Raw genomic sequence first — 24,817 nt, 5'->3', positions numbered from 1 at the left:
TCGAGCTCAGCTCAGCCGCTCGATGATGGTGACGTTCGCGGTCCCGCCACCCTCACACATGGTTTGGAGTCCGTACCGTCCATCAATGCGGTCCAACTCGTGCAACATCGTGGCGAACAACTTGGTGCCAGTGGCCCCAAGAGGGTGGCCCAATGCGATTCCACCACCGTTGGGATTGACCCGGGAGGGATCTGCACCCGTCTCGATCAACCAGCTCAGAACTACCGAAGCGAATGCCTCGTTCATTTCTACGGTATCCATCTGGCCGATCGCCATGCCGGATTTCGCCAGTGCATACTTCGTCGCGGGTATCGGCGCCGAGAGCTGCAGCATCGGATCGTCGCCGCGCACGCTCATATGATGAATGCGCGCACGTGGCTTCAATCCATGAACCTCGAGCGCCTTCTCGGAGACAATCAGGGCCGCTGATGCGCCGTCACAGATCTGCGAAGCCACAGCAGCCGTCAGCAACGAGCCATCCCTCAATGCGGGCAGTGCAGCCATCTGCTCCATGGATGTCTCTCGTGGGCATTCGTCAACGACGCATTGGCCCAATGACACTGTCTCACGCTCGAATCGGCCGTCTGTGATGGCAGCACGGGCACGCTGATGCGATTGCAGTGCCCACTCCTCCATGTCTTCACGGCTGATACCCCATTTCTTGGCAATCAGGTCGGCGCCGACGAACTGTGAGATTTCGGCCTCGCCGAATCGTGCTGCCCACCCCCGGGACTTGCTGAAGGGCGTGTCGAATCCGTACTCGTTGCCGGCACGCATCGCCGCCGAGATAGGAATCGAGGACATGTTCTGCACACCGCCGACAAGCACCACATCTTGGGTCCCGCTCATGACCGCTTGCGCTGCGAAGTGGACGGCTTGCTGTGAAGATCCGCATTGTCTGTCGACTGTCGTTCCTGGGATGTCCAACGGTAGGCCTGCTGAAAGCCAGGCAGTGCGGGCAATGTTGCCCGATTGCGGCCCGATAGCGTCGACACAACCGAAGATCACATCGTCGACGGCCATCGGGTCCAGTCGAGTGCGGTCGAGAATCGATGTGATCACGTGGGCCCCCATGTCCGCTGGGTGCTCTCCTGCGAGCGAGCCGTGCCGTTTACCCACCGGAGTGCGGAGCGCATCGACGACATAAGCCTGAGGTGCAACCATACGAACTCCTTCGAAATCGAACTTTGTCGGGCTTTCGATGTCGCACACACTCTAGCGATCAAGCATTTGTTTGGTAGATGAAACGTGATTTCGAGACCCGCAGCCACCACCACAGGATTGGTCTCCGCACTTCTATCCAACGAAATCCACTGCTGTCGCAATCATTCGACAGTTAGAGGCTCGACCCCCAAACGCGGCTTGGCTGCCCACGCCGCAGACCCCTCACGCCAGCGTGAAACCGCGAAAGATGCGAGAACAGCTGCGGGAGTGCATCTTCGAGCGGAACGAGCGCATCATCCATATCCATTGCCTTCCCTGAGAAATCGTTCAGCCCGCCTTGCGAACAACACCAGCTTTGTCGAGCTACACCGCAAGCCGGCTGGCCGATGGCTGGAAAGTTAGTACTTTCGGTGGAGCCCAGCACGATTGGGCTATTCACCGCCCAATACAGGCTTCGTATACCGATACGCGTTGCAGGACAACGATTCTACAAACGGTCACGCACTCAGCGATTCATGAACCGCCGCTGGCTCGAAAACTGGATCCCCTTGCGGTAATTGCGCTCCGGGTAGAGCATGGGCACCACACCGTCTTCGATTACCGGAGGTTACCGTGACGAATCTCGTACGCCGTCTATCTGCCTGCGTATCCATAGTGGCCGTATCGGTTCTCGCGCCCGCAGCCGTTGCCTCCGCTGCGGTCACCGTTCCGTTCCAAATCAACCCGGCGCCGTTCGGGAACCCAAACGGCAGCTTCGACGCACCCCCTGTCCACTGTGTGGCGGTAGTCGGCGAACAACCTGGCACGGTGACGATCACCGGCGCCAAAGACGAGCGGTGGGGTTGCATGCTTTCGACGGAAGTGCGCTGGATGAACCTCTCGACAGGAGCCTCCGGCACCGGTCGGCTTTCTGGCGACAACCAAGGAACCCCGGGAGAGGCAACCCTGCAGACTGGAGCCGGGCAAGTTGCCGTCGCCATATTGCCTGCCGCCGGACCTGTCACCCCGGGTTTCGCAACCTTCTTCGTCCCATAGGCAACCCTCAAACCCGGGACACCTGCTGTACGAACGACCCGTCGCCACACAATCGTGTGGCGACGGGTGAGGACTTTCCGTTCTCCAGTTGTACGCCTACAGCTTCGCGCTGATGAGCGGCACGATATGTTCAGCCGCCCACATCGTTCCGATCGGGCCACCGCTCGTGATTGCCCACAGAACGTCGCCACCGTCGGCGGTGCGAGGAGGCAGAGCGACCCAACGACCGGAGGACACCGCTCCCAGCGCTTGGAAGAGCTTCCCGCCGGTCAGCTTGTCGAAATCCTCCTCGCTGCCGGCGGCACTGCGGCCGATCAGCAGGAAGTCCGCGTCGATGTTCTCGAGAAGTTCCTCGCCGACAGTGCTTTGGGTGACGAACTCCTGTGCACGCGGGTTCTCGGCAAAACCGAGCTCGCCCAAGAAAGTTGCCGGAGCCGAATCGGGCGCTGAAAGGTACTGCAGCCCATTGCCGGTTCCGTAGAAGATCGCCCAGGTTGCGGTCAGGCCAGTGAGTTCAGGGTTCTCCTGACGCACCTTCGCAAAATACCGATCATGGTCCGCCACGATCTTTTCGGCTGCCTTCGAGAGGTCGAGTGTCTCGCCGAGTACGCGGATCGATTCCTTCCACGGCACGAGCATCCGCGACTTCGTGTCGGGGCTCGTCACCACCGGTGCGATGGAGGACAAACGTTCGTAGTAATCGCCCATCGACAAACCACCCAGGCCGTCGGCCCAGCCGACGGCGACGATGAGGTCAGGTTCGCTCGCGGCGATCGCTTCGACGGGAAGTGTGCCGCCCATCGCGAACTCGAAGGTGTCGAGATCCTCTGCGCCGTAAGGCAGCAAGTACGACTGGGAAGCCGACTCCTTGACCATCGACGAGGAGAGAACGGGTTTGACGCCGAGCGCGAGGAGCATTTCCGTGTCGACGGCATTGGGGACGATTGCGGCAACCCGCTCCGGGCGCTTCTCGAGAATACTTGTACCATATGGCGATTCCAGGGTCAGCGGGTAAGTAGTCGTTCCTTCCGCAGCGGGAAGGGCGTTCCCCTCCGAACCGGGAGTGGACGCCGTTTTCGAGTTTTCGGCCGAGGCCGAGCACCCGGACACAAGGAGCGCTGCGGCGAGCGCGGCCCCGATCAGTCCGATGATCCGTGATCGTCTGGTGCGCAGGACTGTCATTTCTGCCTTTCGGTGTTATCGAGCGCTTCGGTCTTACCGAGCGATGGAGCCGGGTCAGGAATCTGTGCGCACTGTGTCGCTGCGTTTCCAGTAGCCGGTGAAATCGATGTCGGTCTTCGCAGTTCCTCGATCACGAATCAAATGACGCCGAAGCGAGCGAATCGTCGCCTGTTCGCCTGCAAGCCAAGCAAATACGCGTCCGTCAGGCCATTCGACTGCACTGACCGCGTCGAGCAACAAAGAAGTAGTGCCGGGCTCCGCCCCCTCGCGTGGCAACCACGTGACACTCACCCCGGGCAACTCGCGCACCGATTGAATGTGAGCCGAGTCCGCAATTTCGACGAACACATGCCCCCTGGCATCGGCAGGCAATTCCTCGAGCAGACGTGCGATCGCAGGTAGCGCCGTCTCGTCACCGACGACGAGCAGATACTCGCAATCTTCCGGGAGTCCCTGCGATACAGAGGGACCCGCGATGTGCATTCGGTCGCCCGGGCCGGCGTCGCGCGCCCAGGTGGTAGCAACTCCACCGCCGTGAACGACGAAATCAACGTCGAGTTCCCTTGTTCGCGGATCGTAACGGCGCACGGTGTACGCGCGGGCAAGTGGACGGCGTCCCGCTGCGAAAGTCACAGTGCCGTCGACTATCACCGGCAAGACCGGATCGGTTTCGCCAGGATAGGCGAACAACAATCGGAGGTCGTCGTCGAAGCCGGTGCTGACGAAGGCGGGCTCGGCAAAGCCGTCGGGGTTTGTGAAGGTGTCGAGCTGCGCTCCGGTGAGCGTCACTCTCCGCATGCCCGGCGTCACGTCTGTCACCCGACGTACCTCGAGTTCACGCAAGGTGACTGAGTACGCCGTTGTCGGACGGGTGTTTCGGGGCACGGAAAGACTCCTCGGAAGCGCACAGACGGGGGGTTCGACCCACGCTCGATCACGGCGGGAGGGCCATTGAATAAAGCTAGCCTGCCCTAATCGGTTACGGTTATCCGTGCGTGCCGACTTCTTACACTCATCGGTGGCTGCGTGAGAAAGCATCTGAATCGGGAGGGCATACGTGGGACCACGGTTGGTGTTCTCCGCGGGCGAAGTCCCCGAGATCCCCGCGTCCCGACTCTCCTTGATCGCGAATGCACGTGAGCCACTGCTCTTCTGGGTACACACCGGACACGCGGAACTACAGATTGGCGACCGCACCCGCAGCGTGACCGCTGGGGCGGCAACCTGGGTGCCCGCGGGAATCGCCTACAGCATCCGAGTCGACCCGGGAGCGGTCGCGTTTCCCATTCCGATGCCCGCTGCCGACCTGCCGCCCACGTTGAACCGGATCATCGATTTCGAGATCCCGGCAGCCTGGCAGGACTGGCTCGTCCACCAGTTCGCGCACAACTTGGGATTTCTGCGCGGTGGGGCGACTGTGGGGGCCGGACTACTCGAGCTTGTCGCGGGGGCCCATTCCAACGACGCCGACGCTTCGGTGTCGTACGCCCCACCGAATTTGCCACGCTCGGCCGAGACCCTCGAGATCGCTCGCACGCTTCTACGGACGCCAGCCGACGACACGGAGCTTCCCCAGTTCGCCCGGCAACTCAAGATCGGCGTCCGCACCCTGCAGCGCCGATTCACGGAGGAGACGGGGTTGCCTTTCGCGCGTTGGCGCACCTCGGCCCGGATCGCGGCAGCAATCGCATACCTGAACTCCGGCCGCGAAATCGGATGGACGGGTGGGCAGGTCGGATTCGCGACGCCCGCGGGATTCACCCGTGCCTTCCGTGAACACACCGGTGTGACACCCAGTGACTACACACGTGCAAACCAAGGCTCAGCGCCGATCCATGAGAACGAGACCTTGGCACAGAGCGTCGCACTCTTGTCCAAGGAAGGCGCCCACTCAGGCTCGGCGCCGATACCGCCGACGATTCCCGCAAGCGGAACGTGGGCCAGGGTCAACAACTTTCACGTCGTCGTCTGGATCTACCGAGGCTCCGCCCGGGTCACTTTCGGCGACCGAACCTGGAATCTGAGGCGGGGCGACGCGATGTGGCTTCCCGCGGGAGTACGCAACAGCGTCGAGATCGCGGAGGGTTCGCTTCTACTTCCGCTCGGATCCCAGCCTGGCGACTCTCCCGTCACTGCACCGCCGCCACGAGTGCTGCACTTCGCGCGCGAAGCGGAGGCGTATCTGTTGCACACGGTCGTTGCGAATTACACCCTTCTGCGCCCCGAGATCCATGACCCAGCGAGGATCTCGAGGCTGATCCGAAACAGCGCGGCGACGCGGACACCCGGCGGCCGAACCGATCCTGTCGAAACGATCCTTACCGCACTCCGCGCGGACCCCACCGATTCGCGCACGCTGCCGGAGTGGAGCGCTCGACTCGGCGTCGACGAGGGCCTGCTCCACAAACGCTTCGTAGCGGCCACCGGCCAGAGCTTCCCGCGCTGGCGCGGTCAGTTGCGGATGACCCTCGCCCGCGCTTATCTCGAGGAGGGCTTCTCGGCCGGAGAGACCGCCCGTCGACTCGGCTACGCGCACGCGTCCGGATTCACCAAGGTCTTCATCGGTGCCCACGGCATGTCGCCCCGGGACTACCAGCGCCGCGGATGGCGGGGAACGGTCGAAGGACTCATCGACTCGTGACCTTCCGACGGATGAGTCCTTCGATCCGTCGTGTCGCCCGCCGAAACGGTCTCGAACTGGCACTACTTCCTTGACTAAATTTTCAGTCAAGGTTTACGCTCCATGCAAGCAGGACGCGGACCGGGCGCGCACGCACACAGCACAAGGAGTCACCGCAATGCAAAGACGTCGGTTCATTCAGGCAGGCGCCGCTGCGCTCAGTGGCCTCTTTTTGGCAGGTTGCGGCGATTCCGACTCAGCCTCGCGCGGGAGCGATGGCAGCAACGATCTTCGCGAGTGGGTGATGCCGGAAGAGGGGGATCCGCACAAGCGCACCTGGATGGCGTTCGGTGCCAGCGAAGCGATCTGGGGAGCAGCCCTCCTGCCCGAGGTCCAGCGCAACCTCGCGACGATCGCGCAGACCATCGCGCAGTTCGAGCCCGTCTCGATGCTTGTTCGTTCCGAGGAACTGGACTTGGCTCGCTCCCTCGTCGGCCCATCGGTCGAACTGATCGCCGCGCCTCTCGACGACCTCTGGATGCGCGATACCGGCCCCGTATTCGTGAAAGGCAACGGGACCAAAGCGGGTATCGATTTCAACTTCAACGGTTGGGGCGAGAAGCAGGATTTTGATCAGGACGGCCAGGTCGCAGCTTTCGTTGCCGCCCGCGCGGGAGTCGAATCATTGCCTACCGACCTGATCCTCGAAGGCGGCGGCATCGAGGTCGACGGCGAAGGCACAGCCATCATCACCGAAAGCTGTGTACTCAACAACAACCGCAACCCGGGATGGTCGAAGTCGGACGTCGAAGCCGAACTCGGCCCCCTGCTCGGTCTCGACAAGATCATCTGGCTACCGGGAATCGCCGGCAAGGACATCACGGACGGCCACACGGACTTCTACGCCCGTTTCGCACGCCCAGGTGTCGTGGTCGCAGGCCTCGACACAGACCCGGAGTCGTTCGACCACGACGTGACCGCACGTCACCTCGAGATTCTCCAGAACGCGACCGACGCACAGGGACGGAAGCTGGAAGTGGTGGTCCTCGAGGCGCCGGTCGCAATCAGGCCCGACTTCGAATCGGACGATTTCGCAGCCGGATATATCAACTTCTACGTATGCAATGGGGCGGTCATCGCACCCGAGTTCGGTGACCCCGAGGCCGACCAGGCCGCCAGAAGTGAATTGGAGCGCCTCTTCCCCGACCGCCGTGTCGTGCAGATCAACATCGACGCCATCGCCGCGGGTGGTGGCGGCATTCACTGCACCACCCAGCAGGAACCCGCGGACTAGAAACCTGTCCCGACCACCCTCGTAGAATTCGGACTCGTGTCGAACCGCCAAACGCAAATCTTGGAAGCAGCAGTCCGCGTCATTGCCCAACACGGCGTACGCGGGCTGAGGGTGGAGACGCTCGCTGCCGAGGCCGGAGTGTCGACGGCACTCATCTACTACCACTTCCAGAACCGTGCAGGTGTGCTGCGCCGGGCCCTCGATCACATCAACGATCGCGCCGCGCTGTACACCGAAAGCGCCTTCACGGAGACAGACCCTCGTGCGCAGCTCGAGCAGATGCTCCAGCTGGAGTTTCAGAATGCCCCGAAGATTCGAGAGAACAGCATCGCCTGGGGTGAACTCCGAGCAAGCGCAGTCTTCGCCGACGAACTGCGCGAACCGCTACGCACCACGACGCAAGAGTGGGCAGACGACGTCGAATCTTTGATCCGCCAAGCGCAGGACGCCGGACTCGCTGACCCGAAGGCAAGCCCGGCCGACGCCGCCGAGCGACTCACCGCCCTGGTCGAGGGTTTGAGTGAGCGCTGGCTGAGCGGCTCGATCCCCATCGAACGAGCCAGAGAACTGCTCACCGGCGCGATCAGTGTGGAGATCGATCCGAGCTAGCCTCTACCGCTCGCCGACGCCCTTCGATTCCGGAGACAGAGCCGGGAACCAGATGTCGGTCAGAACTTCGGCGGCCTGAATCCGCGTCACATCGATTGTCCCCTGCACGGCCCAGCGTGTGAAGAATCGCTCCAACTGACTCACGAGCAGTTCGACGCGCAACCGTGCCTCGTCGTGCTGTTCCTCCGGCCAACGGCCCAGGTACTTGGGCATGGCATTCGGTAGTTGGGTCATACCGTCTCGCGCTGTCTCGCGGAACTCCGGTTCGAGTGCCACGGCCTCGTCCCAGGCCGGCAGCAGGCGTTTGTTCTCGTCGAACCAGTCGAAGGCACGCTCCAGCCAAGCCGTGAATTCCACGCGAGAGTTCGTGTCGAGAACCCGATCGAGATCGATGTAGAAAGCGAACGCACTCGCCGCCATCCCGGCCGCGCCGATCGTTTTGAGCATCTCCACCTTGCTGGCGAAATGCACGTAGAACGTGGCTCGACTGCATCCGACGACCGAGGCGATGTCGTCGACCGTGACAGCCGCGTATCCCCGTTCCTCGAACAGAGTGCGTGCGGCGTCCACGAGTTTGGCCCGCGTCGCGCGTTTCTGCTCGTCGCGAAGTGTTCCCCGCCTGTTCTTCGGGCCGTCCGTAGTCGTGCTCACGTCGCCCACCTTGCTCGCATTTCAACCTCCTGGCAAATCACCGACTCGCCGTCACCAAAAAACATTGCGTCATTCATTGACACAACGTCAGCGAATGGCGCACTATGACTCAAGTCACTTCTCGGGCTTCGATTCTTCTTCTCGCACGCCCGAGACAGAACAGAAAGCGATGGCGAATGAGCCCCTCCCCCTTGCCGAGCGTGTGCATCATCGGCGCCGGGCCTACCGGAATCACGACGGCCAAGCGAATGAAGGAATTCGGAATACCCTTCGACTGCTACGAAGCGTCCGACGAGGTCGGCGGAAACTGGTACTACAAGAATCCCAACGGGATGTCGGCCTGCTACCAGAGCCTGCATATCGACACGTCGAAGTGGCGCTTGGCATTCGAGGACTTCCCGGTCTCCGCTGACCTTCCCGACTTCCCGCACCACTCCGAACTCTTCCAGTACTTCAAGGACTACGTCGAGCACTTCGGACTGCGTGAGTCGATCATCTTCAACACCAGTGTTGTTGCAGCAGAACGTGATACAGACGGGCTGTGGACCATCACGCGCTCGGACGGCGAAGTTCGCACCTACGACGTCCTGATGGTCTGCAACGGACATCATTGGGATCCCAACATCCCGGACTACCCAGGTGAGTTCGACGGGGTCCTCATGCACAGCCACAGCTACAACGATCCGTTCGACCCGGTCGACATGCGCGGCCAAAAGGTAGTCGTGGTCGGAATGGGCAACTCCGGCTTGGATATTGCCTCCGAACTGGGCCAGAGATACCTCGCCGACAAGCTCATCGTGTCGGCTCGCCGTGGAGTCTGGGTACTGCCGAAATATCTCGGCGGTGTACCCGGCGACAAACTGATCACCCCGCCCTGGATGCCGCGTGGTCTACGACTGTTCCTGAGTCGTCGATTCCTCGGCAAGAATCTGGGAACGATGGAAGGCTACGGTCTGCCGAAGCCGGACCACCGCCCCTTCGAGGCCCACCCGTCGGCCAGCGGCGAGTTCCTCGGACGCGCCGGGTCAGGCGACATAACCTTCAAGCCTGCCATCACCAAACTCGACGGAAAGCAGGTTCACTTCGCGGACGGCACCGCCGAGGACGTCGACGTGGTCATCTGCGCCACCGGCTACAACATCAGCTTCCCCTTCTTCAGTGATCCGAATCTGCTGCCGGACAAGGACAACCGATTCCCACTGTTCAAACGAATGATGAAGCCCGGAATCGACAATCTCTTCTTCATGGGACTCGCGCAGCCCATGCCGACGCTCGTCAACTTCGCCGAGCAGCAGAGCAAGCTCGTCGCGGCCTACCTCACCGGTAAATACCAACTGCCGTCTGCGAACGAGATGCAGGAGATCACCAAAGCCGACGAGGCGTACTTCCTCGCCCCCTATTACAAGTCACCACGCCACACGATTCAGCTCGAGTTCGATCCCTACGTCCGCAACATGAACAAGGAAATCGCCAAGGGCACCAAGCGTGCTGCGGCCTCCGGGAACAAGCTACCTGTTGCCGCGCGTGCAGCAGCACACGAACTCGAGAAGGCGGATCGCGCATGAGTCTGGTGAACGGTCACTGCGACAACGAGTTCGACGCCGTCCGCACCGCCTTCGAGGCTCAACTCGAATCCGGTGAAGAACTCGGCGGCTCCGTTGCCATCACCGTCGACGGAGAATCCGTGGTCGATCTCTGGGGCGGGTACGCCGACGAATCCCGTACCACTCCATGGGGCAGCGACACCATCGTCAACACGTTCTCCATCACCAAGACCATGACGGCCCTGTGTGCGCTCCTGCTGGTCGAACGCGGCCAATTGGACGTGTACCAGAAAGTTGCTCATTACTGGCCCGAATTTGCGGCAAACGGCAAGGAAGACATCGAAGTTCGCCACCTGCTGTCACACACGTCCGGGGTGTCCGGTTGGGAGCGCCCGATCGAACTGACGGACATCTACGACCTCGAGGCGTCCACCGCTCGCCTCGCTACCCAGAAGCCTTGGTGGACCCCGGGTACGGCGTCGGGCTATCACGCGATCAACTACGGCCATCTCGTCGGTGAGGTCATTCGTCGCATCGACGGGCGAACTCTCGGCAGGTTCTTTGCCGAAGAGCTTTCCGGTCCACTGGGAGCCGACTTCCATATCGGCACGTCCGCAGAGCATTTCGGTCGAATCGCCACCATGGTTCCGCCGCCCGCGTTGGAGTTCGACCTGTCCACGCTCGACCAGGACAGCATCTTCATCAAGACCCTGACCTGCCCACTGCTCGACTACCCCGAGGTCAACACCGCACCCTGGCGGGAAGCCGAGATCGGCGCAGTCAACGGCCACGGCAACGCACGTTCTATCGCTCGGGTCCAATCCCTGATCTCGAACGGTGGTGTGCTCGACGGCCGGAAGCTGCTCTCGCAGAGCACCATCGACCTGATCTTCGAGATCCAAGCCGACGGTATCGATCTCGGGATCATGACACCACTCAAGTTCGGCATCGGCTACGGACTGCCACATCCGGTTACCGCGCCACTGATTCCCGACGGACGCACCTGCTGGTGGGCAGGTATCGGCGGCTCGATGCTGGTCAACGATCTGGACCGACGGATGACCTTCGCCTACGTCATGAACAAGATGGCACCGGGTCTGATCGGATCCGACCGCAGCAACGCGTATCTCAGCGCCGCATACAACTCCGAGGTCAGCGAGGTCAGCTCATGAAGGCAGCCCAGCTCATGGGGCCCGGGCTCCTGGAAATCAACGACGTGCCGGTCCCGGAGATCGGCCCGTCGGAACTACTGATTCGGGTGGGCGCAGCGGGAATCTGCCACTCCGATCTCCATCTCCTGCACTTTCCGTACAAGATGCGCGAAGAACCGCTGACAATCGGCCACGAAATTGCCGGAACGATCGAAGCCGTCGGGAGTGGCGTCGACGGCCGTTCCGTCGGAGAGCGTGGCGTCGTCTACCTCTGTTGGTCATGTGGACAGTGCCGAGAATGCATGAGCGGCAACGAGAATATGTGCCTCGCCGCTGGACGCACCGCGATGCCGCCCTGCCCCGGACTCGGCCCTGAGGGCGGGATGGCCGAGTACGTCAAGATCCCGGCTCGCTCATTCGTACCCATCGGAGACCTCGACTTCCTGCAGGCCGCACCTCTCGCCGATGCGGCACTGACGAGCTACCACGCCATTCGCGGTGCCCGCGAACATCTCCAGCCCGGTGCCACCGCCGTCGTGATCGGCGTCGGCGGACTCGGTCACGTTGCAGTACAGATACTTCGCGCGATCAGTGCCGTGCGCATCATCGCCGTCGATGTCGGACAGGATCAACTCGATCTCGCCAAACGTTGCGGCGCCGACATCACGCTCGAATCGGGACCGGACACCGCGCAGCACATCCTCGACCTCACATCGGCCAGAGGCGCAGAAGTCATCTTCGACTTCGTCGGTATCGACGCAACTGCACAGATGTCTGTTCAAGCGGTTGCGCCGAACGGCGCGTATCGCATGGTAGGTCTCGAAGGCGGAAACCCCGGAATCACTGCCGAAGCTGCCGGCGGACCAGGCTGGCCATGGGGCGCATCGATCCGGAAGTCCTACGGCGGCACCAGAAACGACCTCGTCGATTCCATCGCCCTGGCACAGGCCGGTCTGGTAACGGTAGAAGTAGCCCGCTTCGACCTCGCTGATGCCCGCGACGCACTCGACCGTCTCGAACACGGCAAGGTCACCGGACGCGCAGTGCTCGTACCCTAATCTTCGAAAGGCACTTCACGTGACTACTTCCGCTGATACACAAGCATTCATCGCGTCCGTCATGGCCGGGCTGACCGGCCCCGGTGGTCCTTTCGAGATGCAAGTCGAGGATGTACTCGGCAGTTCGATGCCCGTCATGAAGAACCGCGACAAGGCACTCGGCGACGTGCTCGCTGCATCCTTCGACTACGGATCACGCGACTATCTGGTGACCAAGGACCGACGCTTCAGCTACCTCGAGCACGGCGAGGCCGTAGCAGCATTGGCGACGGCGCTGCGCGAGCGGTACGGCGTCCGCAAGGGTGATCGGGTCGGCATACTTGCTGCCAATACGCCGGAATGGGTGATGACCTTCTGGGCGGCTCAGTCCCTCGGTGCCATCGCCGTCGGATTCAACTCGTGGTGGGTGGCCCGCGAGGTGGCGTACGGCATCGATCACACCACCCCCACAGTGGTGATCGCCGACGCCAAACGCGCGCAGATTCTTTCCGAACTGAACACCGATGTTCCCGTACTCACGATGGAAGAAGATCTACCTACCTTGATGGAGAAGTATTCGGGATCGACACTGCCCCGTACTTCCGTCAACGAGGACGATCCGGCCGTCATCCTGTACACGAGCGGAACCAGCGGCCGCCCCAAGGGGGCTGTTCACAGTCACCGAAACGTGTTGGCCGTCATCGACTACCACCGCTACAGCGATCGCCTCGCTGCGGCGTTCGCCGGCAAACCCAGCGACGGCCGACCGAGTGACTTGCGGTATCTGCTGACCGCGCCGCTGTTTCACATTGCAAGCCTGCATAACCTGGCGATCCCACGACTCGCGACGGGCGGAGCGGTGGTCATCCATCAGGGCGCCTTCGACGTCGACGAAGTCCTTTCCCTCGTCGAACGCGAGAAGGTCACCAACTGGGCGGTCGTACCCACCATGGCAACCCGTCTCCTCGAGTACGGCAGTCTCGAGAAGTACGACCTGACCTCACTGAGGGCTTTTGCACTCGCGTCTGCACCGTCATCTCCGGCCTTGCAGGACCGCCTGCGCGCACGCCTGCCTTTTGCGCAGCACACCTTGGTCGACAGCTACGGGCTCACCGAATCCTCCACCGGCATTTCAGTTGCCACACCACCGGAACTTGCCGCGTTCCCCGGAACTCTCGGCCGGCCGATCATCGGGGTGAGCGTGGAGGTGCGCGACCCCTTCGGTGTTGCAGTCCCCGACGGCGAGGAAGGTGAGATCTGTGCGCGCAGCGCCTATGTGATGTTGGGGTACTGGAACGACGAGACCGCGACTGCAGCCGCTATCGGTCCTGATCGATGGCTCCGAACCGGCGACTTCGGAGTGTTCGAGGACGGCCGACTCCGCCTGACGGGTCGCCGATCCGACCTGATCCTGCGCGGCGGCGAGAACGTCTACCCTCTCGAAATCGAGCAGACCATCGACGAGCATCCCGCCGTACTCGAATGCGCTGTGATCGGCATTGATTCGGCAGACCTCGGCCAAGAAGTTGCAGCCGTCGTCGTTTTGCGGAGTGAGGGAGCCGCCGGCGAAGAAGAACTACGCGACTATGTCGCCGAACGACTGGCTTACTTCAAGGTGCCGGTGAAGTGGAAACTGAGCACAACTCCTCTGCCCCGCAATGCAACCGGAAAAACGATACGTGCAAAGGTGGTTCTCTCATGACCTACGACGCCGTGATCAACAACGGTCTGTGGTTCGACGGCACCGGGGCCAAACCAGCTGTCCGCAATCTGGGTATCCGCGATGGGTTGGTTACTGCCATCTCCCTCGATCCACTCGACGAAACCGACTGTCCCCGTGTCATCGACGCGAGGCGCAAGTGGGTGATCCCGGGCATCGTGGACATCCACACTCACTACGACGTCGAGATCCTCGAAGGCCCGGCGCTGAGCGAATCTCTCAGACACGGGGTCACGTCGATCTTTGTCGGATCGTGTTCCCTGTCCACCATTCACGCCAGCCCCTCCGACGCGGGTGATCTCTTCGGCAGAGTAGAGGCAATTCCGCGTAAGCACGTCGTCGACGCACTCAACCGTGCCAAGACCTGGAACTCTGCGAGCGAGTATGTTGCTGCACTAGAGGCGCTTCCGCTAGGTCCCAACGTTGCAGCCTTCATCGGACACTCCGATATGCGGGCCGCCGAGATGGGACTGGATCGTGCTACCAGGAAGGACGTCCATCCCACAGACGCCGAACTCGCGTCGATGGAAGCACAGTTGACCGAAGCTCTCGACGCAGGATTCGTCGGGATGTCCAGTCAGCAATTGTTGTTCGACAAACTCGACGGCGAGACCTGCCGCTCACGCACGCTGCCGTCGACGTATGCAACCACGAAAGAACGACGCCGACTCAATGCGATCCTGCGCCGTCGGGGACGGGTATTTCAGGCCGGACCTGACCTCTCCAACCCGATGAGTACCGGAGCGATGGCGTTCTCCAGCGCGGGTATCTGGCGTAAGCGACTCAAGACGAGCATGCTTTCGGCGGCCGACATCAAGTCCAACAAGTTGGCCGTGGTGATACTCGGCCCACTGGCACACTTGGTCAATCGACTCGGCGGCGACCTGCGCTGGCAGCACCTGCCAGTTCCCTTCGAGGTATATGCCGACGGCATCGACCTGGTTGTCTTCGAGGAGTTCGGATCTGGCGCTGCAGCACTGCATCTGACCGACGAGATGGAACGCAACGTCCTCATGCAGAGCGAGGATTACCGTCGACAATTCCGCAAGGACTACGACCAGAAGTTCGGTGTCAAAGTTTGGCATCGCGATTTCTTCGACGCCGAGATCGTGTCCTGCCCCGACGAATCCCTGGTCGGCAAGAGCTTCGGGCAGGTCGGCGTCGAACGTGGCGGCCTCCACCCTGTCGATGCATTCCTGGATCTGGTCCTCGAACACGGCACGAAAGTGCGTTGGCGCACAACCATCTCGAACCACCGGCCGGAGGTTCTGGACAAGTTCGCCCAGGACAATGGCGTCCAACTCGGGTTCTCCGACGCCGGAGCGCATTTGCGCAACATGGCGTTCTACAACTTCGGCTTACGCCTACTACGACGTGTCTACGATGCCCAAAAGGTCGGCCGTCCGTTCATGACCGTCGAGGCAGCGGTGCATCGTCTCACCGGTGAACTCGCCGAGTGGTACGACGTCGATGCCGGGCACCTTCGATTAGGTGATCGCGCCGACCTGGTTGTGATCGATCCCGCTCATCTCGACGATTCGCTCGACACTTATGCGGAAAGCCCGGTTGTGGAGTACGACAACCTCTCCCGCATGGTCAATCGCAACGACCAGACCGTCACCGCAGTGTTCGTCGGCGGCGAGTACGTCTTCGGCGACGGAGAAGCAGCACCCGTTCTCGGCAACCGCCGAACCGGAAAGTTCTTGAAAGCAGGTGCCCATTAACACGTCCAGATTTGCCGGGAAAACAGCAGTCGTCACTGGAGCAGCATCAGGTATCGGTGCAGCCATCGCACTAAGGCTTATCGACGAAGGCGCACAGGTAGCTGGAATCGACATCGCTGCAGAGGGTTTGAAAGAGATAGCCTCCCAGCACGGCGGGGCCTTCCTCGCCGTTCCCACTGACGTCACCAAGGAATCCGATGTTGCCGAGGCCCTTGCCGCGGCGGCGGCGGAATTCGGCGGTATCGATCTGGCTTTCAACGTTGCCGGTGCGTCGAGGGTGGGGCAGATCGTCGACCTCGACGAGGCCGACTGGGACTTCACCATCGACCTGGTGCAGAAGGGCGTCTTCCTCTGCACCAAACATGAAGCGCGGCATATCCGAGAGCACGGTCGCGGTGGTGCGATAGTCAACGTGTCCTCATTGAACGCGCACGTGCCGAGCCCCTACGGGAGCGCATACGCGACAGGCAAAGCCGGAGTCGAGATGTTCAGCAAGAATGCCGCGATCGAACTGGCTGCGTCGGGGATTCGGGTCAATGCCGTTCTACCCGGCCTGGTCGACACGCCACTGGTCGCGCCGGTCATGAACTACGAACCCGCCCGCGACATGTTTCTCAGCCGAATCCCCATGTCCCGAGCGGCAACTCCCGACGAGATCGCGGGCCCCTGCCTCTATCTCGCCAGCGACGACGCCTCGTACATCACCGGAACCAGTCTGGTCGTCGACGGCGGCTGGGAGGTCTCGAACTACCCGGATCTGACGACGCTGGGCAACTAGTTCAGTTACCGGGCAACACCGTGCTCGGACTCAGTCAGTCCGTCGTTACCGTGGAGCCCGGGAAATGACCTTCACGACTACTTGTGACGTGATGTCGGCGCGTCCTTGTTGCGCCACCGTCGCTGCGACCAGATATTCACCTGGCGAGGGTGCCACGAACCCGATTCCCGGATTGCCGACGAAGCAGCTGTCGGTTGTTTCGGTCTGGGAGAGCCCGGGGCCGGTCACAGTGACGGTGGTCCGACAGCCTGCCCGGACGTCCTCGTCGCCTGCGAACGAGTTCACGTGCACGGTCAAGTTCTTCTTCCCCGTGTTGTCCGCCACGTAAGTGTTGCCCTCGACGCGGTCGTAAGCCCAGGTCTTCAACTCGATACGGTCGACAACGACTGGTGCTGGAGCTTGCGGAGCTGCTGCTGTCGACGTCGACGATGCCGATGAGGACGCCGTACTACGTATCCGGAAATCCTTGACCGAGTCGCGAGCCATCGCCTGCACGCTACCGGCAGTGAAGTCCATGAGCTGCTGGAATAGCGAGAACACCTCGACCGCGCTGCTCAGTCGATGAAGGGCGGCCGAACGTGCCTTGTCGCCAGATTGGATAGTGGCCTGGGTGACAACACATTGGCTGACGTCGGTGATCATCCCGTAGAGATCGCCCGGCGAAAAGCTCCCGTCGATCTGTGTCGCGTTGGTTGCGGTAGAGATGCAATCCCATGCCCCTGTTATCGACTCGAGCTGTTTCAGGTCGAGCCCCAGCATGCTGATCCCCGATAGCAAGCTCTTGGTCAGAATGCCTTGCTGCTGCGGCCATAGGCGGACGTCGAACTGGTCTATCCCCTCGTTGACGACCAAGCGACCGCCCGACCGCCCCACCAGCACTCCCTTGCTGCCCAACGTAACCGAAGACGCCAGCGCACCCGCCGAGTCGGCGATGCTCAAGGCCCCCGAGTTGGTCCAGACCCCGCCGGCCGTCCCCGGTGCCACCACGATCGTGTAGAACGAGCCCGTCGCATTCTCGAAGTCGATCGCCAGCGCGCCGCCGCTGTTGACAAGGCATCCGGCCACGGCCCCAGGACTCACGGCAGTCAAGGTGTACTCGATCCCGCCGAGTGTCAGTTCGCTCCGCTCCCGACATTGGGAGTTCGAGTTGCCGCGCACCTCCTCGAAGATCCGCTGAACACCGGCCTCGAGCACTTTCGGGTCGACGAAGCTGGCCCAGACGCCCGTCAGATGGGTCAGGTCCGCTGTGATCGACTTGGTCTCCGGATTCCACTGTGCGACGAACATGTCGAACTCATTCGGATCCGATTCGGACACCGTTTCGACCACAGCTACAACGCCATTGGTGAATTTGGCGACCAGATCAGGACGATCCGAGAGATCGAACTCCACTCTGACCGGTGCTGATGGTTGGGTCTTTCCCTCATCCATTTGCAAACTGACCACCTTGGTCGACGCCACGCGGGCCGCAGCCTCGGGGATGGTCGCGTGACCTTCGGAGATCGTCAGGTGCCTACGACTGTCGCCGGCACCGGCGCTGGCTCGAATTTCCACCCCGTCGACCGACACAACAGCCTGACTTCCTCCTGCATCCGCGCTCGAAGAGTTCGAAATCGCCGAACGCTGTGCCGCCGGCGCTTCCGTGGCTTGTCGCCCGTCACGGTCCAATACCGAGCACGACGCCAAAGAAATTACCGCCGCCAACACAACAGCCGATATTCCAGTGCGACCCACTCGATCTCCTCCAGTCGTAGTGTCGCCCGCCGCCAACAGAGTGACCAGCAAACGCACAGTCTCGCCTCAAGCCACGACACATCAAACATCTAATCCGAAAGTTCGGAGACGAGCCGGTGATGCCGGGACTCCGCTTCTCACTGCGGCGCAGCGGAACCGGGCGGTATTGAGCGATTCATGCCGTCCGGAGCGAGGATGATGGTGAACCACAGTAGCTGAACTTACGAACTTTTCACGGCTGAACCCTCGGCCATATGTATCCGATATGGATAGCACACGACCCGTCGGATGAACGTATTTCGACAATAGATTCATTCGATTGGATGACTACATAGGTCCGTGGGCCTCTGTTAGAAATGGAAGTTCGAAGAATCTTTGTTAGGCGAAAATTGTGTCCGCCCACGGAATGCGATCCGAACTCTCCACTAACTTGAAGGCGGGAATCAATGACAAATTCCGGAGGCGAACCCATCGAGATCGATGCCATCGGAGCTGAACAGTCGTGGCAAGAGTGGGTTCTGATGAATCTTGCGCTGGTTCCATTCGTGTGGAAACTGCTGGGCGGTGTAATAGTTGGTTCCATGCTGAGTGCAGCATTCCTCGGGCCGGATGCTGCGGGCATCATTATGATCTGTGGGCTGATCTTGTGCGTACTTGTCGCCGCGTACAAGCGTGCGATGGCCCCGCCGAAGATCCGCCCGACACGGTCTCACATCGGGTTTACCCACGATGGCGAGCCTGTCTATCCGGTAACCGGCTTCACCTCGGATGGACGAGCCGTGACTTCGAACGAGTTTGTTGCAAGTCCCTATTACAATTCCAGCACTCGTACGAACTCGCTGGCGATTGCGGCCCTTGTATGTGGGTTTGTTTTTGCGCCGCTTGCCATTGTGTTCGGCCACATTTCTCTGGGCCAAATTCGGCGGACAGGCGAGCGAGGGCATGGACTTGCAGTGCTGGGCCTGGTGCTGGGCTACTTCTGGGTCATTGTCGTTGCTGCCGTGCTGATGAGCATGACGTAGCGCCCGTAATCATCCTGTGGAGATGAATGCGCATGCTCACACACCTGCCGCGCGAGCCGTCGATGTCCGATCCTTCAGAGAATTCACCAGGGTGCGGACTGGGGTCACCTCGGTTTGTGCATTCGCCAACGCTGCGACGACATACATCGAATTCAAGGCGGCGTCGTCTGGAACTTTGTATCCCGTGACTGATGCGTCTTCTCGACGGCAACGCTCTACTCTGCTGTCGATTCCACAGTAGACCGCAATCGGTGACCGCAGATCGCGCGGGCGTCTTGGACATAGGAGTTCCGAATTCGTCTTGTGTGGCAATGCCAGGATCAGGTTCTCTCGATCGAACCCCCGCGCCGTTCGGATCCCGGGAGGTCGAATTCAGTTGCCGGGCAACACACATTGAGTATCGAGGCCGAGGACGTGGTTGAGCCGGCCGAAGGCCAACCACGATCCGAGGCACATGCTCAACTCGACGATTTCTCGCTGGGAGTAGTGAGCGGTCATACGTTTCCAGAACTCGTCGTCGAGCCCGTGGTGGTCGAGGGCGTATCTCTCGGCGTATTCGGCAGCGAGGCGTGTCCTGTCGTCGAAGGCATCGGTGGTGCGCCAGTCGGTGACAGCCTGATCGAACGTCGACTCCACAGTCTCGCCGTCACGCTCGGTGCGCCAGTCCTGACAGAAGATGCACCCGTTGATCTGAGCGATCCGGAGCCTGGCCGCCTCGAACTCACGGAGGCCGAGAGTTCCGTCTGTGTAGACCTTTTGGGAGAACCCGGCGGCCGCGGGTCCGATGCCGGGGACCATCTCTCCCCACACGTAGCCGATCGGATTCTTGCCTTCGGGTATGTCGATATTCATGTGAGTACCTCCGAGTTTCGGGCACCGAGCTTGCCGACGCCGGGTGTGAGCGGAACGTCCAGCGCGTCGTAGAGACCGGGTTCAGCCTTCCGTAGCCAGGGAATTGCGTTGACGAGACGTCCTACGGCCGTGGCATTTCCACCGGCCGCGCGGTTTCCACCTTCATCGGTGGCTTCGACGTTGATCTCGATTCGTGGTCGTCCTTCGACGATCACCTTGTGCGCGCCGTCGCCGCCGTCGGGCGGGAGCGGCCAGTCGCGGGCACAGGACGGATGAATACGCGTGACGTGTTCGATCACGATCAGGGGTTCCCCGCCGACGATTCCCTGAACCTCGAATCGCAGTGCGCCTTGGGTGCCGACCGCGAACTCCCCCATATGTTCGGTCGACACGGTTTCCTCGAGCGGGCGGCGCAGCAAGGTCTCGCGGATCTCGTCGAGTTCCACCCCGAGTGCCCGCGCGATGAGCCGAATCTGCCCGCCCCAGACCATGGTGGGTACGGTCGGTGCGACCATGGGAGGTTCGTAGTCCATCGGCTGACCCATCCCGATCAGGTAGCGGACAGAATCCGGCTGTTCGTAGGTCGTGTAGTCGAAGATTTCCTGACACCGGATCTGGTCGATTGTCCCCGCGAGCCCGCTGACGAGAATCGGCAGGATGTCGTTGCCCCAGCCTGGGTCGATACCGGAGACGAACAGAGCGCCGCCGCCCGCCTTGGCAGCAGCTTCGACGGGATCACGAAGTTCGGGAGGCGCAGATTTCGGGTCGTACAGCGCATATACGGACGGCGTGACCACCACAGCTCCGGCGGCCAGTGCCCGCGTGATGTCGGCAACCGCGTCGTCGGGCCGAATGTCGCCGGACGCCGCGTAGACCACCGCGCCGGGAGACGCTGCGAGCACGGCATCGGCGTCGTCGGTAGCCGCGACGCCCAGGTGCACTCCCAGATCGGCGAGGTCACCGGCGTCTCGCCCGACCTTCTCGGGGTTCGCAACGATGACGCCGACAAGTTCGAGGGCCGGATTGGCTGTCACAGCGCGAATCGATGCACGCCCGACGTTGCCGGTACCCCACACGACAGTCGGAATCTTGGACTCGGCTTCATTCGAAACTGCACCCATCAATCGGACATTACCCAGCTCAGCGCGTCAGGTCAGCAGAACTGCAAGAATTCGTTTCACTTCATCCGGTCAAAAATGCCATTGCCTGCGCAGTCAGTGCGCCGTCACCCCGCCTCCGGTACGTCTCGGCGGGTCGGCCGTTACCTGGTCTGCTCATCTCGCCGGTACTTTCGAGCGCGTCGAACACCTGCCGGCGGAAGCTGTCCTTCTGGAACGGACGATCGAAGATCACCTCGTAGAGTCCCCGAAGTTCGGCGACGGTGAACGTCCCGCCCGACAATCCGTCCGGATCCACGTACGACGCATACCTCGTGCGTAGGTCCGTGACCGCGAGTCGCACCATGTCGGCGTGATCGAATGCGAGTCCGCTCACTGCCTCGTCGTCGTACACATCGACGAGAAGCGCCGAATCGGGCAGTGCCGATTCCGGTAGGCAAGCCGTGTGTGCGACCGACAAAACCCATCCACGGTCGTCGCGGTCCGGTCGGTCGAAGATCGCCAACTGGTGGAAGCTCGTCTGGGCCAACTCTGCCTTGACCGACAGGGCACGATCGGCTGCGGCCGTGAGCAATTCGCGTTCGTGCAGAAATGTTCCCGGTAGCGCCAGCGCACCGAGACGGTGCCGAACCACCAGAACTTTCAGAGATCCACCGCTGTACGTCAGCACCGCGACGTCCACTGCCACAGACGGACGCGGATAGTCCGTCAATCCCTTGCCGCTCGTGTCTGTCCATTTATTCACCCTTGCATGTTATCTCAAACATGATCTATGGTTAGCGCAAAGTTGATCAAACGATCATCGCGAACCGAAGAGGTGGCTATGAAACTCACCGCACAGCAGTCCGATCGAGCGGCCGGCGTTCTGCTCGGCACCGCAGCAGGAGACGCGCTCGGCGCCGGCTACGAATTCACCTACCCGAAGGCCGAGGTCACGATCGACATGATCGGTGGCGGCCCGTTCGACTGGGCGCCGGGAGAATGGACCGACGACGCCTCGATGGCAGTTGCGATCGCCGAGGTGGCCGCTACCGGAATCGACATCGGAAGCGCTGACGGTCTCGATGCCATTGCAGCACAGTTCATCCGGTGGTACGACTCGAAGCCCGCGGACATCGGCAACCAGACGCGAGCAGTGTTGTCCGTCCGCTCCGAAAGCGCAGCGCCGATGGCGGATCGTGCGCGGGCGATCAGCGGCCGCAAAGCCGGCAACGGCTCGCTCATGCGGACTGCTCCCGTCGCCCTCTCCTACTTGGACGATGCAGAAGGTGCCAGGTCGGCAGCGCACCGGATCAGTTCACTCACGCACGACGACCCGCGTGCCGGACAGGCGTGCGAGTTGTGGACCCATGCCATCCGCCATGCCGTTGTCTCCGGCAACTTCGACGGTGTTCGCGGCTTCCTCTCCGTTGCCGATCAGGACGTCGCCGAATACTGGGGCCCGCTGCTCGATCAGGCCGAAACCGGGAACCCGCAGGACTTCTCCAAGAACGGTTGGGTGGTGCATGCACTTCAGACTGCTTGGTGGGCAATCACTTCCACGGACAATGGCGATGCTCGCCACCTCCAGTACGCATTGGAAGCAGCAGTAAGAGCCGGCGGGGACACCGACACGACGGCGGCCATCGCGGGTGGCCTCCTCGGCGCCCGTTGGGGAGCGTCGGCGGTTCCCGCCCGGTGGCGCCGGATCATGCACGGCTGGCCGGGATACCGTTCCTCCGATCTGGTTCGCCTGGCGATCAAGACTGCTCGCGGCGGCACCGACGACAAGAACGGTTGGCCGTCGACGGCAGAACTCGATTACTCGCGGTTCCGCGGAACCCACCACCTGACCACGCACCCGCACGACGACGGCGTCCTGCTCGGCGGCGTCGATGCGGTGTCCACTGCGGACTACGACGCTGTGGTCAGCCTGTGCCGCATGGGAACACGGCAGGTCTGCTCCGATCACGTCGAGTTCTGGTTGGTCGACGACGGTCCCGATTCCAACGCCAACCTCGAGTTCGTCCTCGACGACGCAGCGCGCACCGTCCAGGCGTTGCGGGCTGAAGGCAAGCGCGTACTCCTTCATTGCGTTCAGGCACACAGTCGCACACCGTCGGTTGCGGCGCGATACTCGATGTTGATCGGACGTGACCCCTACGACGTACGCTCGGCTATGCCGTGGGCTCGCCCCAAGCGTGAACTCTGGAACACGGCCCTCGGAAACACGGCCGTTGGAAACACAGCCGTTGGAAACACAGGAGGATCCATGCCCGCTATTACCGTCGTCGAAGGCGACATCACGACGCTGACCGTCGACGCCATCGTCAACGCGGCCAACTCCAGGCTCCTCGGCGGCGGCGGTGTCGACGGCGCGATCCACCGCGCCGGCGGACCGGAGATTCTGAAGGCTTGCGAGGTATTGCGCAACACCAGCCTCCCCGACGGCCTGCCGGTGGGTGCGGCCGTAGCCACCACCGCGGGAAAGCTCCACGCCAAGGCCGTGATTCACACCGTCGGCCCGAGGTATTCACGATCCGAGGACCGATCCGGATTGCTTCGGGCGGCGTACACGCGCAGTCTCGCCGTTGCAGACTCGATCGGCGCACGAACCGTCGCCTTTCCGTTGATCTCGGCAGGGGTCTACGGCTGGCCGAAGGAAGATGCGGTCCGACAGGCCGTTTCAGCGATTCGCGCGGCGAAGACCGAAGTCGAGACGGTCACACTGGTCGCATTCAACAAGGAGACGGCAGACCTGATGCGCCGCGCGATCGCTTGAACACCAGCGGCGCAGTCAGCCGTGCACCAGACGTGATACCAACTCGGTACGTGAATGCACGCTCGACTTTCGATATACGTGCTGGAGATGGCTCTTCACGGTCGGGACGCTGATGAACAGCGCACGGGAGATGTCGAGATTGCTCGCACCCTGTGCCAGGAGTTCGACGACATCACGCTCCCGAACAGAAAGCTTCCAATGTTCGGGTACTGCAGAAGAATCCGGTGCACTGGGGAATTGGCGCAGCATGCAGTAGGACTGTTCAACGAATCCATGGGACTTCTGCAGAAATTGGACCTCTTCCCTCGAGAAGTCACCGTCACGAGAACTTCGGAGCAAGGACACCCCGGCCACGATACGTCCGGCATGCCGTAGATACAGCTCAGCCTCGTATCGATACCCCATCGGGCGAAAGAAGCCTGCGTAGTAGTCGGTCTTGTCGAACCGCTGGCCGATGTCGTTCGACGTTGCGAGGTCGGCACCCGACTCGGCGAACCTACGCGGATGAAAAGGGTCCAACTCGTGGAAGTGACCGGTGTATCGGCCATTCTCTTCAGGGCAAACCCGATCGAACACGTGGGTGTCGGCATTCATGCCGCGATCAACGGAGTAGAAGACCATCCCGGACACGCGGACAAACCTGGCAAGAAACTCCATCGCGTTGCGTTTGAATTCGGTGTTGCGTGCGAAATCGTTGTTGCACCTGATCGGTTGGGGATTCGGTTCAACGAATTCCGACTGAACCACCGACATATCGCACTCCTCCACAACGAACCGGTACGACGCTACCTCTGGCCATAATCACTGGTCAAGACCAATCG

Annotated in this window: 21 protein-coding genes; 12 read left to right on the top strand and 9 right to left on the bottom strand. The window is 61.7% G+C overall.

The window, feature by feature from the left end:
- Positions 1-6 precede the first annotated feature (6 nt).
- A complete protein-coding gene (locus PCS43_RS08020; protein ID WP_030536178.1) occupies positions 7-1,164 on the bottom strand; it encodes an acetyl-CoA C-acetyltransferase in 1,158 nt (385 codons plus the stop codon).
- A 654-nt stretch (positions 1,165-1,818) separates the two neighbouring features.
- On the opposite strand from PCS43_RS08020, the gene PCS43_RS08015 reads away from it, so the two are divergent.
- Complete coding sequence (locus PCS43_RS08015; protein WP_003943006.1) at positions 1,819-2,199, top strand: hypothetical protein; 381 nt, start codon at positions 1,819-1,821, stop codon at positions 2,197-2,199.
- A 96-nt stretch (positions 2,200-2,295) separates the two neighbouring features.
- Here PCS43_RS08015 and PCS43_RS08010 read toward each other — a convergent pair whose 3' ends face one another.
- Together PCS43_RS08010 and PCS43_RS08005 are read right to left on the bottom strand one after the other, a co-directional pair.
- Positions 2,296-3,381 (bottom strand): ABC transporter substrate-binding protein, encoded by a 1,086-nt coding sequence (locus PCS43_RS08010; protein WP_030536179.1) that lies wholly within the window; start codon positions 3,379-3,381, stop codon positions 2,296-2,298.
- 54 nt (positions 3,382-3,435) lie between these two features.
- The gene (locus PCS43_RS08005; protein WP_030536180.1) at positions 3,436-4,266 is read right to left on the bottom strand and encodes a siderophore-interacting protein; all 831 of its coding nucleotides are present in this window, start codon (positions 4,264-4,266) and stop codon (positions 3,436-3,438) included.
- A 172-nt stretch (positions 4,267-4,438) separates the two neighbouring features.
- Between PCS43_RS08005 and PCS43_RS08000 the strand changes: the two genes are divergently transcribed.
- From PCS43_RS08000 to PCS43_RS07990, 3 genes are all read left to right on the top strand, one after another.
- Positions 4,439-6,022, top strand: a complete 1,584-nt coding sequence (locus tag PCS43_RS08000) for a helix-turn-helix transcriptional regulator (protein ID WP_042451622.1) — start codon at positions 4,439-4,441, stop codon at positions 6,020-6,022.
- A 157-nt stretch (positions 6,023-6,179) separates the two neighbouring features.
- A complete protein-coding gene (locus PCS43_RS07995; RefSeq protein ID WP_042451624.1) occupies positions 6,180-7,295 on the top strand; it encodes an agmatine deiminase family protein in 1,116 nt (371 codons plus the stop codon).
- Between the two features lie 36 nt (positions 7,296-7,331).
- Positions 7,332-7,904 carry a TetR/AcrR family transcriptional regulator gene (locus tag PCS43_RS07990; protein ID WP_063315487.1) on the top strand — a complete coding sequence of 191 codons (573 nt, stop codon included), beginning with the start codon at positions 7,332-7,334 and terminating at the stop codon, positions 7,902-7,904.
- Positions 7,905-7,907: 3 nt separating this feature from the next.
- Here the strand turns inward: PCS43_RS07990 and PCS43_RS07985 are convergent, their stop codons facing one another.
- A complete protein-coding gene (locus tag PCS43_RS07985; RefSeq protein ID WP_058038401.1) occupies positions 7,908-8,564 on the bottom strand; it encodes a TetR/AcrR family transcriptional regulator in 657 nt (218 codons plus the stop codon).
- Positions 8,565-8,731: 167 nt separating this feature from the next.
- Between PCS43_RS07985 and PCS43_RS07980 the strand changes: the two genes are divergently transcribed.
- The 6 genes from PCS43_RS07980 to PCS43_RS07955 are packed head-to-tail and all read left to right on the top strand — an operon-like array spanning position 8,732 to position 16,509.
- Positions 8,732-10,120 (top strand): flavin-containing monooxygenase, encoded by a 1,389-nt coding sequence (locus tag PCS43_RS07980; protein ID WP_209910353.1) that lies wholly within the window; start codon positions 8,732-8,734, stop codon positions 10,118-10,120.
- Entirely contained in the window at positions 10,117-11,271 is a 1,155-nt protein-coding gene (locus PCS43_RS07975) for a serine hydrolase domain-containing protein (protein WP_125052310.1), read from the top strand. Before PCS43_RS07980 ends, PCS43_RS07975 begins: the two co-directional genes overlap by 4 nt.
- Positions 11,268-12,308 (top strand): NAD(P)-dependent alcohol dehydrogenase, encoded by a 1,041-nt coding sequence (locus tag PCS43_RS07970; RefSeq protein WP_209910357.1) that lies wholly within the window; start codon positions 11,268-11,270, stop codon positions 12,306-12,308. Before PCS43_RS07975 ends, PCS43_RS07970 begins: the two co-directional genes overlap by 4 nt.
- Before the next feature lie 19 nt (positions 12,309-12,327).
- Entirely contained in the window at positions 12,328-13,989 is a 1,662-nt protein-coding gene (locus PCS43_RS07965) for a class I adenylate-forming enzyme family protein (protein WP_209910361.1), read from the top strand.
- Positions 13,986-15,731, top strand: coding sequence for an N-acyl-D-amino-acid deacylase family protein (locus tag PCS43_RS07960; protein WP_054826743.1), 1,746 nt, complete (start codon positions 13,986-13,988; stop codon positions 15,729-15,731). Before PCS43_RS07965 ends, PCS43_RS07960 begins: the two co-directional genes overlap by 4 nt.
- On the top strand, positions 15,721-16,509 hold the full coding sequence (locus PCS43_RS07955; RefSeq protein ID WP_030536188.1) for an SDR family NAD(P)-dependent oxidoreductase: 789 nt from the start codon (positions 15,721-15,723) through the stop codon (positions 16,507-16,509). The genes PCS43_RS07960 and PCS43_RS07955 overlap by 11 nt, the downstream gene beginning before the upstream one ends.
- A gap of 45 nt (positions 16,510-16,554) precedes the next feature.
- On the opposite strand, the gene PCS43_RS07950 is transcribed toward PCS43_RS07955, so the two are convergent.
- Positions 16,555-18,243, bottom strand: coding sequence for a hypothetical protein (locus tag PCS43_RS07950; RefSeq protein ID WP_144245892.1), 1,689 nt, complete (start codon positions 18,241-18,243; stop codon positions 16,555-16,557).
- 446 nt (positions 18,244-18,689) lie between these two features.
- On the opposite strand from PCS43_RS07950, the gene PCS43_RS33430 reads away from it, so the two are divergent.
- Positions 18,690-19,265 (top strand): DUF4190 domain-containing protein, encoded by a 576-nt coding sequence (locus PCS43_RS33430; RefSeq protein WP_052417015.1) that lies wholly within the window; start codon positions 18,690-18,692, stop codon positions 19,263-19,265.
- A 372-nt stretch (positions 19,266-19,637) separates the two neighbouring features.
- On the opposite strand, the gene PCS43_RS07940 is transcribed toward PCS43_RS33430, so the two are convergent.
- The 3 genes from PCS43_RS07940 to PCS43_RS07930 all read right to left on the bottom strand — a co-directional run bounded on the left by PCS43_RS07940 (position 19,638) and on the right by PCS43_RS07930 (position 21,980).
- Positions 19,638-20,117, bottom strand: a complete 480-nt coding sequence (locus tag PCS43_RS07940; RefSeq protein ID WP_042451631.1) for a carboxymuconolactone decarboxylase family protein — start codon at positions 20,115-20,117, stop codon at positions 19,638-19,640.
- Complete coding sequence (locus tag PCS43_RS07935) at positions 20,114-21,238, bottom strand: NAD(P)H-dependent amine dehydrogenase family protein (protein ID WP_047272311.1); 1,125 nt, start codon at positions 21,236-21,238, stop codon at positions 20,114-20,116. Before PCS43_RS07935 ends, PCS43_RS07940 begins: the two co-directional genes overlap by 4 nt.
- A 61-nt stretch (positions 21,239-21,299) precedes the next feature.
- A complete protein-coding gene (locus PCS43_RS07930; protein WP_003943269.1) occupies positions 21,300-21,980 on the bottom strand; it encodes an NUDIX hydrolase in 681 nt (226 codons plus the stop codon).
- A gap of 78 nt (positions 21,981-22,058) precedes the next feature.
- Here PCS43_RS07930 and PCS43_RS07925 point away from each other — a divergent pair, with 78 nt between their 5' ends.
- Positions 22,059-23,996, top strand: a complete 1,938-nt coding sequence (locus PCS43_RS07925) for an O-acetyl-ADP-ribose deacetylase (RefSeq protein WP_209910364.1) — start codon at positions 22,059-22,061, stop codon at positions 23,994-23,996.
- A 15-nt stretch (positions 23,997-24,011) separates the two neighbouring features.
- On the opposite strand, the gene PCS43_RS07920 is transcribed toward PCS43_RS07925, so the two are convergent.
- A complete protein-coding gene (locus tag PCS43_RS07920; protein ID WP_209910367.1) occupies positions 24,012-24,749 on the bottom strand; it encodes a helix-turn-helix transcriptional regulator in 738 nt (245 codons plus the stop codon).
- Positions 24,750-24,817 lie beyond the last annotated feature (68 nt).

It is taken from the genome of Rhodococcus sp. C-2, assembly GCF_027854095.1.
GTDB lineage: Bacteria > Actinomycetota > Actinomycetes > Mycobacteriales > Mycobacteriaceae > Rhodococcus_F > Rhodococcus_F qingshengii.
The sequence above is the reverse complement of the archived record's forward strand: the minus strand, read 5'-3'. Positions and strand labels throughout refer to the sequence as shown.

Bases quoted from the DNA above. Each gene is read 5' to 3' on its own strand.
- PCS43_RS08020 (WP_030536178.1), bottom strand. From the start codon at position 1,164: ATGGTTGCACCTCAGGCTTATGTCGTCGATGCGCTCCGCACTCCGGTG.
- PCS43_RS08010 (WP_030536179.1), bottom strand. From the start codon at position 3,381: ATGACAGTCCTGCGCACCAGACGATCACGGATCATCGGACTGATCGGG.
- PCS43_RS07995 (WP_042451624.1), top strand. From the start codon at position 6,180: ATGCAAAGACGTCGGTTCATTCAGGCAGGCGCCGCTGCGCTCAGTGGC.
- PCS43_RS07980 (WP_209910353.1), top strand. From the start codon at position 8,732: ATGAGCCCCTCCCCCTTGCCGAGCGTGTGCATCATCGGCGCCGGGCCT.
- PCS43_RS07975 (WP_125052310.1), top strand. From the start codon at position 10,117: ATGAGTCTGGTGAACGGTCACTGCGACAACGAGTTCGACGCCGTCCGC.
- PCS43_RS07970 (WP_209910357.1), top strand. From the start codon at position 11,268: ATGAAGGCAGCCCAGCTCATGGGGCCCGGGCTCCTGGAAATCAACGAC.
- PCS43_RS07960 (WP_054826743.1), top strand. From the start codon at position 13,986: ATGACCTACGACGCCGTGATCAACAACGGTCTGTGGTTCGACGGCACC.
- PCS43_RS33430 (WP_052417015.1), top strand. From the start codon at position 18,690: ATGACAAATTCCGGAGGCGAACCCATCGAGATCGATGCCATCGGAGCT.
- PCS43_RS07940 (WP_042451631.1), bottom strand. From the start codon at position 20,117: ATGAATATCGACATACCCGAAGGCAAGAATCCGATCGGCTACGTGTGG.
- PCS43_RS07935 (WP_047272311.1), bottom strand. From the start codon at position 21,238: ATGGGTGCAGTTTCGAATGAAGCCGAGTCCAAGATTCCGACTGTCGTG.
- PCS43_RS07925 (WP_209910364.1), top strand. From the start codon at position 22,059: ATGAAACTCACCGCACAGCAGTCCGATCGAGCGGCCGGCGTTCTGCTC.
- PCS43_RS07920 (WP_209910367.1), bottom strand. From the start codon at position 24,749: ATGTCGGTGGTTCAGTCGGAATTCGTTGAACCGAATCCCCAACCGATC.